The sequence below is a fragment of the Proteus penneri genome (genome assembly GCF_022369495.1).
Lineage (GTDB): Bacteria > Pseudomonadota > Gammaproteobacteria > Enterobacterales > Enterobacteriaceae > Proteus > Proteus penneri.
On the sequence record NZ_CP059690.1, the window covers coordinates 1,431,913 to 1,445,597 of the forward strand.

Sequence of the window (13,685 nt, forward strand, 5' to 3'; positions counted from 1 at the left end):
GGAGTGCTATAACTATGATGACTACAGAACAAGGCCAAAAATTAATGTTGGCACAACAACTCCCTAAAGAGGCAATTGCACTCGTTTTAGCGGGAGGTCGTGGTACGCGTTTAAAAGCATTGACTTCAAAACGTGCAAAACCGGCGGTTTTCTTTGGTGGAAAATTTCGAATTATCGATTTTACGTTATCAAATTGTCTTAACTCTGGGATCCGTCGTATTGGTGTAATCACCCAATATCAATCGCACTCGCTGGTTCAACATATTCAGCGTGGTTGGTCATTCTTCAATGAAGATATGAATGAGTTCGTTGATTTATTACCCGCCCAGCAACGCCGTAATACTGAACATTGGTATATGGGTACAGCTGATGCTATCTATCAAAATCTCGATATTCTTCGTAACTACCAAGCAAAATATGTCGTGATTTTAGCTGGCGACCATATTTATAAAATGAACTATGCGCGTTTATTGCTTGATCATGTTGAACACAAATCAAAATTCACTGTAGCTTGTATTCGTGTTCCTAAAAAAAATGCATTCCAATTTGGTATTATGGATATCGATGGAAATCGTAGAGTGCTTAATTTCTTAGAAAAACCATCAAACCCGCCTTGTATTCCGAATGATCCTGAACACTCATTAGCAAGTATGGGCATTTATGTGGTTGATAGAGATTACCTTTTTGATTTATTAGAAGAAGATAGCCGTGATCCAAATTCACACCATGACTTTGGCCAAGATATTATTCCTAAAATCACGAAACGTGGTGATGTTCTTGCGCACCCTTTTGAACTCTCTTGTGTCAACTCAGACCCTTCAGTTCCTCCCTACTGGCGCGATGTAGGAACCATTGAAGCATATTGGTCTGCTAACCTCGATTTAGTTTCTGTAACACCAGAGCTTGATATGTACGCAAAAGATTGGCCAATCCGCACCTTTATAACCTCTTTACCGCCAGCCAAGTTTGTTCAAGATAATCATGATGAACATGGACAAATGATGAACTCGCTGATTGCTGACGGTTGTATTATCAATGGTTCAACGCTCTATTCATCTGTTCTATTTCCATTAGTTCGCGTTGAATCTTTCTGCCACATTGAAGATTCTGTCATTTTACCTGATGTGACAGTGAACCATCATTGCTATTTAAAACGCTGCATTATTGAACGTAGCTGTACAATTCCAGAAGGTACAGTTATTGGGATGAATGCTGAAGAAGATTCTGCACGTTTCCACCGCACTGAAGAAGGTATCGTGCTTGTAACAAGAGAAATGCTGGAGCAATTAGCACGTAAAGAAAAAGAAAATCCAATAGAAAAAAGTGCAGAACAAAAACTTCAAAATGAGGAGGCATTTTCGTGAATGTCCTTCACTGTTGTTCTGAATTATTCCCTCTGCTAAAAACAGGGGGATTAGCCGATGTTATGGGCTCTTTGCCTTTAGCGCAGAAAAGGATCGGTTTAGATGCACGGGTTGTTATTCCAGCATATCCTGCTATCAAAGATAATATTCCCGAACTCAAATTAGTAACTAATATCGATACATTTGCAGGTAATATTTCTCTGCTTTACGGACAATACCGAGGCGTTGATATTTATCTTATTGATGCACCTCATCTTTATCAACGTACAGGTAGTCCTTATCACGATCAACATCAACATGCTTATGATGATAATGTTTTTCGTTTTGCCCTATTAGGTTGGGTTGCCAGTGAACTATCAGCGGGGTTGGATCCTTTATGGCGAGTGGATATTGTTCACGCCCATGATTGGCATGCAGGACTAGCTTGTGCTTATTTAGCGATTAAACATTACTCTGCAAAATCTGTTTTTACTGTTCATAACCTGGCTTATAAAGGTGAGTTTTCACCTTATCATCTGCATCAACTTGAATTACCTAATTACTGTTTTTCAATTAATGGATTGGAATATTACGGACAAATTTCATTCCTAAAAGCAGGCCTCTTTTATGCTAACCATATTACGACTGTCAGCCCAACTTATGCCAAGGAGATAACCACTCACGAATGTGGTTACGGCTTAGAGGGGTTATTGCGTCAACGTGCTTATGAACAGCGATTAAGTGGCATTTTAAATGGTATTGATGAGGAGGTTTGGGATCCCTCAATAGATAGGTTAATTACGCGTCGTTATGATGTTCAAAACCTGAATATGCGTTTAGATAACAAAGCCGTATTACAGAAAAAATGTGGTTTACCTGTCAACAACAATGCCCCTCTTTTTGCGGCTGTAAGTCGCTTAACTTCGCAAAAAGGGCTCGATTTAGTGATTGAAACGCTCCCAGATATCGCTAAACAAGGTGGTCAATTTGTTTTATTAGGTACTGGCGATAGTCATCTTGAAGCAACATTTTTACACGCACAACAACAATATCCGCAAAATGTAGCAGTTCATATTGGCTATGATGAAAGCTTTTCACACCAAATTGTCGCGGGCGCTGATGTAATTATGGTGCCTAGTCGTTTTGAACCTTGTGGGTTAACTCAGTTATATGGCTTGAAATATGGCGCTTTACCTTTAGTGAGACACACCGGTGGATTAGCCGATACGGTTAATGATTGTTCATTAGAAAATTTAGCGCATCACCAAGCTACGGGTTTTGTTTTCTATGATGCGACACCTGATTCTCTACGTCAGGCTATAAATCGTGCCTTTACCTTATGGAGTATGCCAAAGCAGTGGAAACAAACTCAAACTGATGGCATGAATCAAACTATTTTTAGTTGGGAAACCGCTGCGAAAACGTATGCAACACTGTATCAACATTTATAGACATGAAGTCTATTTGAACCAGTGGATCATAAAAGAGATTTATAATGAAAAATTTATGTGAGTTTGATTATCTATCCCCGGATAAAGATATTGAATCATTAAAGCGTTCTATTGTTTACAAACTAATGTTTATCGTTGGTACATCGCCCAAATATGCAACACCAACAGATTGGTTAAATGCAACTTCTTATGCTATCAGAGACCGTTTAGTTGAACGTTGGTTAAAATCGACCAAAGCGGAACTTTCACCGAAAGTAAAACAGGTTTATTACATTTCGATGGAGTTTCTTATGGGGCGCTTTTTAACAAACGCCATGCTCTCTTTAGGTGTTTATCACGAAGTCAAAGAAGCATTAAAAGAATTAGGACTTGATCTTGAAAAGCAAATCGAACTTGAGCCAGATCCAGGTTTAGGAAATGGTGGTTTAGGTCGTTTAGCTGCTTGCTTTCTTGATTCTTGTGCCACACTAGGTTATCCCGTTACAGGTTATGGTATTCGTTATGAATACGGCATGTTCCGCCAGCAAATTAAAGATGGCGAACAACATGAAGTTGCGGATAACTGGCTTGAAAAAGGTAATCCTTGGGAATTCCCTCGTTATGATCTGCAATTTGAAGTCGATTTTGGTGGGCGTTTACAACAAGAAGGTGAGAAAAGTTATTGGGTTGATACCTTCAATGTTATAGCACAACCTTATGATTCTATTGTTCCGGGTTATAACACACAAGCGACAGATACTATTCGTTTGTGGTCAGCCAAATCAAATGTTGCATTTAACTTAGGTAAATTTAATAAAGGTGAATATCTAGAGGCAACCGAAGCAAAAGATCGCTCTGAAAATATCTCTCGTATTCTCTACCCTGATGATTCAACAATGTCAGGTAAAATGTTGCGTTTACAACAAGAATATTTTTTAGTGAGTGCTTCTGTTCAAGATATTTTGCAACGTCATTACCATCTGCATCAACGCTTTGATAATCTAAAAGATTTTATTGCAATTCATCTGAATGATACTCATCCAGTGCTGGCTATTCCTGAGTTAATGCGTCAATTGATGGATAAGCATGAATTTAGCTGGGATGAGGCATGGAAGCAAACTATTCAGATATTTTCATATACCAACCATACATTAATGGGTGAAGCATTAGAGACTTGGCCTGTTGAGATGCTAGGTCGTTCGCTTCCTCGTCATTTACAAATTATTTTCCAAATTAATGATAAATTCTTAAAGCAAGTTAGAGAACAATATCCTAATGATAACGACTTATTACGTCGTGTTTCTATTATTGATGAAGAAAATGGTCGTAATGTCCGTATGGCATGGTTAGCGGTTATTATTAGTCATCAGGTTAATGGGGTTTCTGAACTTCATAGCCAATTAATGGTGCAATCTTTATTTGCTGATTTTGCGACGATCTATCCTAAGAAATTTTGCAATATAACTAATGGGATCACACCACGTCGTTGGTTGGCATTAGCAAACCCTTCTCTCTCTAAAACAATTGATAGCCATATTGGTACAAATTGGCGAACAAATTTAGAGCAATTGGGTGAATTAATGCCATTGATAAAAGATAAAAATTTCTTGCACCAATTAAAAGATTCAAAAAGTATCAATAAACAAAGTTTTGCTCTGCTCATTAAGGATGAGTTAAATATTGATATTAATCCTAATGCACTATTTGATGTGCAAATAAAACGTATTCATGAATATAAGCGTCAACTTCTCAATGTGTTAGGCATTATCACTCGTTATAATCGCATTTTAGAAAATCCAGATAAAAACTGGGTGCCTCGCGTATTTATTTTTGGCGGTAAAGCTGCATCAGCTTATTATAACGCGAAGAAAATTATCAATCTTATCAACGATATTGCAAGCAAGATTAATAATGACGAGCGTATTAAAAACAAACTAAAAGTGATCTTTATTCCTAATTACGGCGTAAGTTTAGCGCAACATATTATCCCAGCGGCAGATTTATCTGAACAAATATCATTAGCAGGAACAGAAGCTTCTGGTACAGGAAATATGAAGCTAGCCCTAAATGGTGCATTAACCATCGGCACACTTGATGGTGCTAATATTGAAATTGGTGAACATATTGGTTTTGATAATATGTTTATCTTTGGCCACAATGCACAAGAAGTGGCAGAGTTAAGACAGCGTTATTCCCCTCGTCGCTATTACGATGAAGATATTGAGTTACATACTGCGCTTAATCAAATAGCTAATGGTTTCTTTAATCCAACTTATCCTGATAAGTACAAATCAATTTTCGATAGCTTAATTGAATTTGGCGATCATTATCAGGTATTAGCCGATTATCGTAGCTATGTTGATACTCAAGATAGTGTTGATCTTCTCTATCAAGATGAAGAGGCTTGGTTGAAAAAATCGGCGTTAACTATCTGTCAGATGGGCTATTTTTCTGCGGATCGTGCGGTAACAGAATATATGCAACGAATTTGGAAAGCTTCTGCGATTACATTGTAAAAACTAAGCTAAATTTCTAAGGGTAGAACAGTAACTGCACTTTATTGCTCGGTTACTATTTTGGAACATTCAAAACACATTTTTATACGGTAAGCGCAACGTCTTACAGTTTCTAAAATAGATTCAAAAAGAGATATTATATCTTCACTTCTTTTTTATTAAGAAAATTTGTTTTATTTATGAAATATTTTATTATTTTTTCTGTCAAAATTTCTTTTAATAAAAAAAGGAGTTTTTATGAAAAGTATTTCAAATATCTTTGCAATTAAAAGACAAAATGCAGAAAATGTTTTTAATAACGATAATTTAAAAGGTTATGTAAAACTTTTAAATAATATTAAAGATATTAAAAACACCCCTTTAATAGACATTCCTAGTGGTTGTAATGGAAAGAAAGTTAGTGTAAATATTACAGAAATTAGTCGCGCCTTACTATCAAAAATACTAAAAACTTATACACCTACAGAAATATCTTCTTACAGAGTTAGTAAAGAAAACAAAGAAAAATCAATAAAACTATTAAATAAAGCTTATGAAAAAATAGATAAAGATATATCAGGCTGGTGGAAAGATGAAAAAAAAATTCTTCCTTCTTCTATAATTAATCGGACTATTGATAATTTATATAAAAGAGATAAAGTTATTATAAACAAAGAGACTAAACAAATTTTATTTTTTTTAATCTCTAAAAAATTTAATCTAAATTTAGATGAGAATGCTGCGCAAAGTACAATGATCCAACATTTACAAGATATCCCTGAAGTCGTAAAAGCAATAGATGAATTGGGGAGCTCTGAGAATTCATATTTAAAATATGAAAATTATTGTTTAATAACTGAATATATTTATAATTTCTTATCAGAAAATAAAGTTGATTTTTCTAAAATAAAAGAAGCAGTTAAAGAAATAGCTGAACGAACATTGGTTACTCCTAAAGATGAATTAACTCAACCTTCTCCTTATTATAAACATACTCTTGCTTTTTTGTGAAAAAACAAACTATTAATCTAATACTAGATATTATGTATAATTGGATGTACGTTTTATCTACTTTAAAAGCACAATGGCCCCACATCTTACACTACAAAATATTGAAACCCTTGCTAGGCAATTATACTTTTGAGATCATTCGTAACAATGTGAACGATATTTTAACCGTGACAGATGAAGAATTAATTTCGGCTATGCAGTTCTATGCCTAGCGAATGAAAATGATTGTAGAGCCAACGGGGTGTTTAAGTTTGGCGGCAGCTCGTCAATTTGGTGATAAATTAAAAGGAAAGAAAATAGGCATTATTATTAGTGGTGGTAATGTCGATATTGCGCAATATGGTCGTTTTTTAGCACAATAAAAAGATATTATTAACAATTAAAAAAAGCAGTATGGATTGTTTTTCATACTGCTTAAAATCATAAATATATTGCCATTCAATTAAGATAACGAAGGTGTTTTTTGCTTAGTCTTTTTTAATTAAGTGAAAAAGTGATCCCCGCGTCTTTACACAATTGCGTTAAATTCTCTTTTAATTTTTGATTTTCTTCAGGCAATAAATCGAGCTGTGGCAAACGCATATGACCGCCATCTAAACCACGCATAGTTAATGCTGATTTAAATATTGCCATATTCGCGCCAGACTTAAGTGCATCACTAAATTTCACACAAAATTGTTGCCAGTGTTTTGATTTTTGATGATCACCTGCAATATAGGCTTTATACATATTCACAAATGGCTCAGGGAATACACATGCACAACCTGAAACCGTACCGTCACAGCCTGCATCTAATAAACCTAAGAATAATTTATCGTAGCCATGAAGGACTGAAAAACCGTCTGCAATCGCAAGATAACTTAATGTTGTATTGTTATCAGCAAAACTGTATTTAATACCAATTACATTTTTACACTGTTGTTGTACTTTTGCCGCTAATTCTGGCTTGATATTATTTGCGGCACATTGTGGAATATTATACAAATAAACAGGAAAATCATCTGGTACGCTATTTGCCACTGTCACAAAATAGTTTTCTAATTCTCTATCTGTCGCACCAAAAAATTGTGGCGTCACCACACCAATACCATCGGCACCAATTTCAACGGCATGTTTCGCTAATTCAATGGTTTCGATTAATGTCATTGCGCCAACATGAATAAAGACCGGTAAACGCTTATTCACTGTTTCAACAACGGTTTTCGCAACATTTTTACGTTCTAATGCAGATAAACGCAACATTTCCCCTGTTGTACCACAAGGATAAAGGCAATCAACGCCTTTGGTGACTAGCATGTCAGTTAATGCAGATAATGCTTTAATATCGACTTGATCATTTGAATCAAACGGAGTAACCATTGCCACTGTAACGCCAAATAATTTTTTCATATTAAGACCTTTATTAAATCAGATTGCTTCAACAATAACTTTAATTGCCAACATGCCAGGATCATCTAAACCAATAGATTTTTCTGGAAACATACGCGCTCGACCTAATAAATTAGGTTTTTGACGAAATTCAGTAAGTGTACTTTCGACGCTTTGTAAGGCCGCTACTTTTAGATCATCGATAGCTAATGGTTTCAGTGCTTCAGATAAATGGTAAAGAATATCGAGTACGGATTTTTGTCCTAATTCCCCTTTTCCTCTCGCCATCATACTTTGATATGCAACGGTTAATAGTGGTGAAATGTCGGAAGACGATATTTCTTTAATTTGGTTTTCTTTGCAGTATTTTGCCATTGCCATAAAAGCGGTTGCTTGCAATGTGCCAAAAGAAGATGCACAAGCTTTTTGTAATGATTTACTGCATTGAAAAAGTGCTTTGCTTAGATCATCAGGCCAATCTTGTGAATCGTCTGCAATTTGTCGCCAGCCTTTTTGCATGGTGATCCCCAAATCTCCATCACCTAGGCGACTATCGGCTTCACACAACATTGGTTGAAATTTTTCGCAAGCGATAGCGATTCGGTTCACCGCTTGTTTGAGCATTTCAAGCGTAATAGTCATCGCTATACCCTCCAAAATGCACAATGAGCTGGTGCATTCATCAAAATTTCTAGCTCATCATCTAATTTGCACAACGTTAAGCTTGCTCCCGTCATTTCCATAGAAGTGGCATAACGGCCAACTAATGGATGCACAATTGTTGCACCCGCTTGATCAATCAGCTGTGCAATTTTGTTGTACAAAATATAAAGTTCTTCTAATGGTGTAGCGCCTAAAGAGTTAACTAATACAGAGACTTTATCACCAGTTTTTAATGATAATTCTGTTTGTAAGCGCTCAAACATCTCTTGTGCAATATCATCTGCACTGCGTAATTTATCACGCCAAATTCCCGGTTCGCCATGAATACCCATACCCATTTCCATTTCATCTTCACCAATTTCAAAAGTAGGATGCCCTACTGCGGGTAAGGTGCAAGATGTCAACGCACAACCAATAGTTCGGGTGTTTTCCATGGCTTTTTGAGCAATACGCGTGACTTCATCAAGTGTTGCCCCTTCTTCAGCTTTGGCGCCCGCCATTTTAAAACCATAAATCATCCCAGCAACACCACGGCGTTTGTGCGCTTCTTCTGGCTTTGCAGAAGCGACATCGTCAGTAGCTAAAACAGTTGTACAACGAATGTCATCTTCAAAATCAACCGTTTCAGTTGCCATATCAAAATTCATAATATCGCCACCATAATTGCCATAAAGTAGCAATACACCTAAGCCACTATTGGCTTCACGAATAGCATCTGCCATTAAATCGGCGGAAGGTGAAGCAAAAACATCTCCCACAGCAGCTGCATCTAATAAGCCTTTACCGACATATCCGGTGAATACTGGCAAATGACCAGAACCTCCGCCTGTTACAATACCCACTTTCGGCTTATCTGTTTTTTTTGAACGAGTAATCAATCTTGGCTGTGGTTGACGATAAATATCACTATGAGCAAGGCATAAACCTGCTAATGTTTCATCGACATAATTTTCTGGTTTATTTAATATTTTCTTCATATGATCACCCGATATTTTTAGTTATCTACTGATTTCTGACATCCTAAATTAATTTTATTTAAGATGAGTTTTCCCTGATACTTAAAAAGTATCTCTCTATAAATAAATGCTTATTATTAAATAGTTAATATTAAATAGGTTATTTATTTAGCTTTAAATGCACCTCTAATTTGCATAATAACAATAAATAAAAACACACTGGCTAATACCATCGAAATAGGTCTATTAACAAAGTTAATTAAGTCACCATCAGCTTTCATTAATGATGAGAGTAAATTTTTTTCTAACATTGGTCCTAAGATCATGCCCAAAATAATAGGTGATATGGGGAATTTACGTTCTTGAAGGAAATAACCGATAACACCCATTACTAACATAACAATAATAGAAGACATCGTATTTGTGATTGCATATGAACCAACGATACTAAATAGAATGATTGCTGGGTAAATAATCGCATTATCAATAGCAACAATCTTCTTCAATAAATTGACAACAATAAAAGCAATCGGCAGTAAAACAATATTAGCAATAAAAAAGATAATAAAAACAGCATACAATTTATCGGGATTAAATAAGAATAGTGTTGGCCCTGGTTGCATATCTTTCATATACAGTACACCGATAATAATTGCAGCCGCAGAATCACCGGGAATACCGAAGACTAGAGATGGGATCCAACTTCCGGCTAAGCTTGCATTATTACTCGCTGAAGCATCAACAATACCTTCCTCAGAGCCATGACCATATTTCTCTGGTTTTTTAGAGAGTTTCTTTGAAACGGCATAAGAGATCCATGCTGCAATATCGGCTCCCGCGCCGGGTAAAGCACCAATTAATGTTCCTATTATTCCGCTACGGAAAATACCGCCCTTACGTTGACGAACAACACTTCCCACACCTTTAAAGATATTGTAAGAGTTATTTTCCACATGCATTTCTGTTAATGTAATTTGTTTTTCTTTCCAACGTTCAACGTAATATTTGATAGCACCAGAAATAGCAAATAACCCTATCATTGCCGGAATAAAGCTGACTCCTTGCATTAAAGAAACTTCACCGAAAGTAAAGCGGGCTTGACCTGTAAACTCATCATAACCAATGGTGGCTAATGCAATACCAAAAAACAGTGCTAATAAGCTTTTTCGAATATGTGAACCTGAAACAATAGTTGCACAACTTAAACCGATTAAAGACAACCACATATATTCGTAAGAGCTAAATTTTAAAGCAAACTCAGCTAAAATGGGTGCTGTTGAGGCTAATATAATCGTGCCAATAACACCACCAATCACAGAGCTTGTTAACGACATACCTAATACACGGTTTGTTTTACCCTCTTTAACTAAGGTATGTGCATCATTGGTATAAGCTGCCGATGCAGGCGTACCCGGAATATTTAATAAGGCTCCTGGAATATCCCCCGCAAATATAGAAGACGCTCCGACAGAAATCATTAAAGCTAATGCAGGAATGGGATCAAGAAAAAAAGTAAATGGCACCATTAATGCGATAGCCATTGTTGATGTTAACCCGGGAATTGCACCAACAAATAAACCAAATAAACAAGCACCAATAACGACAAATATTGTTGTGTAATCAATATAAGCAAGTGCGCTAATTAATATATCCATACTGTTGTTCTCTATTTATGAAAATAGCTGAGGTAGCGGTACTAACAGTACAGCGGTAAATAAGTAATACACTCCTAACACCACACTGGCTGAAATAATAAAACTATATATAGGTTTTGTTGTTGCATATTTCATCATTAGTGGTGCTGTAATAATTAACCCAGTTAAAATAAATCCTAAATAATCAGATGCAAGCACATAAAAAAGAATAATGCCAATAACTAATAACACAAACTTTATTTCATGCCACGTCACTAATGGAATATCACTTTCTTGATTGCGTGAAAATATATCTATTAATGAAAATATAATCATGCCACCGCCAATAATAGAAGGCATAAATGCGGCACCATATTCACTAAAATCACCTAATGAATACGCACTATAAACAATAAGAAATAAACCAAAGCAACAAAATATGAGCGATAGAATATGACGATTTAGCATAGGCATAAAAACGGCTGTTGTTCAGCCGTTTCCTCAGTTATTTCTTTATAATTTCGCCAAACTTTTTATCTTCATTGGCCATAAATTGAGTGGCATCATCGCCATATAGTTCAATAACTTCAAATCCTTGTTTATTTGCAAACTCGGCTAATTCACCAGAGGCATACACTTTTTTCATTGCAGTAGTAAGTTTGTCTTGTACTTCTTTATCTAACCCTTTAGGTGCAACTAACATATTCCATGCTTGTAAATCCCAATTATAAGGTGTGGCTTCTTTAAATAATGGGACATCAGGATAAAAAGCGGATTTCTCATCGGACATAATGGCCATATGTTTTACTAATCCCGCTTTTACCATACTGTCGGCTTCACCTAATGAAGATGTCACTATATCAACACCCCCTGATGCTAATTCTTGTAATGCCGCACTCGCACCTTGAGAAGGAATAAAGCGAATAGCATTATCGGGTAATCCAGCTGCACGCAACATACCAATAGTATTCAAATGCCAGATTGAATTTAAACCACTACCGGAAGCTTTTAATTTACCCGGATTGGCTTTCGCGTAATCAATAATTTCCTGTGCATTTTTAAATGGCGAAGATTTCCCAACTTGTAATCCACCATAAATAACAGCAAGACGCGTAATCGGTGTGTAATCTTGATACGTTAAATTAGTCATCCCTTGATGATGCATCATGGTAATTTCAACCGTTGCAATTCCTAATGTGTAGCCATCAGGTTTTGCATTTTTAATGGCATCATGACCTACAACACCACTGCCACCTGTTTTATTAACCACATTAACAGTGACGCCCAACTCTTCTTGTAGCCCTTTTGCTGCTAAACGTGCAACCGTATCGGTATTACCGCCCGCAGCCCAAGGAACAACAATAGTAATCGGTTTTTCAGGATATTGAGCGAAAGCCGGAAGTGTAAAAATGGAACTGCATAGGGTAAATGCCAGAAGTGTTTTTTTCATTATATGCACCTTTTCTCATTGCAGATTATTTGTGGCCGAATATCTTCAAGCCTTGATTTAAGGCGAGCCTGAACTTGGGAAAGAACCGGCATTGCTGTTACGCCTTTTTGTTCTATAAATGCAGAGAGGAAAGCACTGGCAAATAATACACCCTCATGCATTGTGCCTCCTGCTGCTATCTTTGATGCAAATGCGCCATTAAACGCATCTGTTGCTGCCATCGTATCCACACGTAACGATGGCATAGGTGGAATATGGAATGTGGCTCGACCATCAAAATAAACCACACCAAGCTCATCCATATAAATAATGACTTTCTTGTTTTCATCACCTGAGATAACACCAATAGCCTGTTTAGCGTCATTAATATCATTTATTTCAATATCAGCCCAATGTGATGCTTGATTCGCATTTAAGGTAATAAAATCAAGATGTGAATAAAGTTGTTTTAAGTTTTCGTTATAAGGCGCAACATTCAATATGATGATCTTGTTAACCGACTTAGCAAATAAGGCGGCTTTAATATTGGCATCTATATTAATTTCGCCTTGAAGCAATAACACATCCGCTTCACTTACATAAGGCAATGAAATATCAATCTCTTGATCTGAGAATGTATTATTCGCCCCTAAATAAGTTGCTGTAATATTGTTTTGTGTTTTATCTGCTAAATAGCTAATAGAACTGCCTGTCGGCTCTATTTCTGTTTGAAAAATAGTGAAAGAATCAATGCCGCTTTCTTGTAAATATTTATAAGCATATTTACTAAAATGATCTTCACCGACTTTCGTTATTAAATGGACTTTGGCATCAGAAAAGCTGGCTGCCATCGCCTGATTTGTTCCTTTACCACCAGGGCCTATCGAATTGCTTTTTGAATTAATTAATTCACCGACTTTTGGAAAAGATTCGACATTAGCAATAATATCTACTACAAACGACCCAAGCACACAGACTTTGCCTTCAGGCTTTCTATCTTTTCGTTCTCTTACGATTAATAAATCGTGCAATAAACATGAAATATCAAAACTATCACTAAATTTACTTATTTTTTTAATTTCTTGTTTCCCTAGTATGGCGCCACCATGACAACGTTTGATCAACCCTTCTCCTTCAAGGTATTTCAAATCACTGCGAATAGTTTCCAATGTGACACTGAATTTTTCCGCAAGTTGAGCCACTTTAACTTTCTTTTGTTCCCTGATGATGGTGTAAATTTCCTGTCGCCGTTCTTCTGAAAACATATAAAGTGCCTCCGTATCATTGCTAACGAGAATAAGGAGATCAGGTCTGTGATTCTGCGATGGTATTCAAAACAAAAAACCAAAAACAGAA

At 36.3% G+C, this 13,685-nt stretch carries 11 protein-coding genes and 1 pseudogene; 5 read left to right on the top strand and 7 right to left on the bottom strand.

The genetic code is table 11. From position 1 onward, the window contains the following. Nucleotides 1–14: 14 nt before the first annotated feature. The 5 genes and pseudogenes from glgC to H1225_RS06570 all read left to right on the top strand — a co-directional run. Complete coding sequence (gene glgC / locus H1225_RS06550; protein ID WP_109848471.1) at nt 15–1,364, top strand: glucose-1-phosphate adenylyltransferase; 1,350 nt, start codon at nt 15–17, stop codon at nt 1,362–1,364. Then, nucleotides 1,361–2,794 (top strand): glycogen synthase GlgA, encoded by a 1,434-nt coding sequence (glgA, locus tag H1225_RS06555; protein ID WP_109848472.1) that lies wholly within the window; start codon nt 1,361–1,363, stop codon nt 2,792–2,794. The genes glgC and glgA overlap by 4 nt, the downstream gene beginning before the upstream one ends. 44 nt (nt 2,795–2,838) lie before the next feature. Beyond that, nucleotides 2,839–5,289: a glycogen/starch/alpha-glucan family phosphorylase gene (gene glgP, locus H1225_RS06560; protein ID WP_109848473.1), complete on the top strand. Its 2,451-nt coding sequence runs from the start codon at nt 2,839–2,841 to the stop codon at nt 5,287–5,289. A gap of 237 nt (nt 5,290–5,526) precedes the next feature. Further along, entirely contained in the window at nt 5,527–6,279 is a 753-nt protein-coding gene (locus H1225_RS06565) for a type III secrection system effector, WxxxE family (protein WP_109848474.1), read from the top strand. Nucleotides 6,280–6,392: 113 nt separating this feature from the next. Continuing rightward, nucleotides 6,393–6,641 (top strand): annotated as a pseudogene (locus tag H1225_RS06570) (pyridoxal-phosphate dependent enzyme); the annotation flags it as partial. Nucleotides 6,642–6,756: 115 nt separating this feature from the next. On the opposite strand, the gene H1225_RS06575 reads toward H1225_RS06570, so the two are convergent. From H1225_RS06575 to H1225_RS06605, 7 genes are all read right to left on the bottom strand, one after another. Further along, complete coding sequence (locus H1225_RS06575; RefSeq protein ID WP_109848475.1) at nt 6,757–7,668, bottom strand: dihydrodipicolinate synthase family protein; 912 nt, start codon at nt 7,666–7,668, stop codon at nt 6,757–6,759. 18 nt (nt 7,669–7,686) lie between these two features. Then, nucleotides 7,687–8,289 carry a dihydroxyacetone kinase subunit L gene (locus H1225_RS06580; RefSeq protein WP_006536785.1) on the bottom strand — a complete coding sequence of 201 codons (603 nt, stop codon included), beginning with the start codon at nt 8,287–8,289 and terminating at the stop codon, nt 7,687–7,689. Between the two features lie 2 nt (nt 8,290–8,291). Beyond that, a complete protein-coding gene (locus H1225_RS06585) occupies nt 8,292–9,287 on the bottom strand; it encodes a dihydroxyacetone kinase subunit DhaK (protein ID WP_109848476.1) in 996 nt (331 codons plus the stop codon). 143 nt (nt 9,288–9,430) lie between these two features. After that, nucleotides 9,431–10,921 carry a tripartite tricarboxylate transporter permease gene (locus tag H1225_RS06590; protein ID WP_109848477.1) on the bottom strand — a complete coding sequence of 497 codons (1,491 nt, stop codon included), beginning with the start codon at nt 10,919–10,921 and terminating at the stop codon, nt 9,431–9,433. A gap of 15 nt (nt 10,922–10,936) precedes the next feature. Further along, nucleotides 10,937–11,374 carry a tripartite tricarboxylate transporter TctB family protein gene (locus H1225_RS06595; protein ID WP_006536779.1) on the bottom strand — a complete coding sequence of 146 codons (438 nt, stop codon included), beginning with the start codon at nt 11,372–11,374 and terminating at the stop codon, nt 10,937–10,939. Nucleotides 11,375–11,405: 31 nt separating this feature from the next. Then, the gene (locus tag H1225_RS06600; RefSeq protein ID WP_198812949.1) at nt 11,406–12,350 is read right to left on the bottom strand and encodes a tripartite tricarboxylate transporter substrate binding protein; all 945 of its coding nucleotides are present in this window, start codon (nt 12,348–12,350) and stop codon (nt 11,406–11,408) included. Then, nucleotides 12,350–13,594 carry a PfkB family carbohydrate kinase gene (locus tag H1225_RS06605; RefSeq protein WP_109848479.1) on the bottom strand — a complete coding sequence of 415 codons (1,245 nt, stop codon included), beginning with the start codon at nt 13,592–13,594 and terminating at the stop codon, nt 12,350–12,352. The genes H1225_RS06600 and H1225_RS06605 overlap by 1 nt, the downstream gene beginning before the upstream one ends. Nucleotides 13,595–13,685: the final 91 nt, after the last annotated feature.

Coding starts and splice junctions, on each gene's coding strand:
- glgC (WP_109848471.1), top strand. CDS start 15: ATGATGACTACAGAACAAGGCCAAAAATTAATGTTGGCACAACAACTC.
- glgP (WP_109848473.1), top strand. CDS start 2,839: ATGAAAAATTTATGTGAGTTTGATTATCTATCCCCGGATAAAGATATT.
- H1225_RS06565 (WP_109848474.1), top strand. CDS start 5,527: ATGAAAAGTATTTCAAATATCTTTGCAATTAAAAGACAAAATGCAGAA.
- H1225_RS06575 (WP_109848475.1), bottom strand. CDS start 7,668: ATGAAAAAATTATTTGGCGTTACAGTGGCAATGGTTACTCCGTTTGAT.
- H1225_RS06580 (WP_006536785.1), bottom strand. CDS start 8,289: ATGACTATTACGCTTGAAATGCTCAAACAAGCGGTGAACCGAATCGCT.
- H1225_RS06585 (WP_109848476.1), bottom strand. CDS start 9,287: ATGAAGAAAATATTAAATAAACCAGAAAATTATGTCGATGAAACATTA.
- H1225_RS06590 (WP_109848477.1), bottom strand. CDS start 10,921: ATGGATATATTAATTAGCGCACTTGCTTATATTGATTACACAACAATA.
- H1225_RS06595 (WP_006536779.1), bottom strand. CDS start 11,374: ATGCCTATGCTAAATCGTCATATTCTATCGCTCATATTTTGTTGCTTT.
- H1225_RS06600 (WP_198812949.1), bottom strand. CDS start 12,350: ATGAAAAAAACACTTCTGGCATTTACCCTATGCAGTTCCATTTTTACA.
- H1225_RS06605 (WP_109848479.1), bottom strand. CDS start 13,594: ATGTTTTCAGAAGAACGGCGACAGGAAATTTACACCATCATCAGGGAA.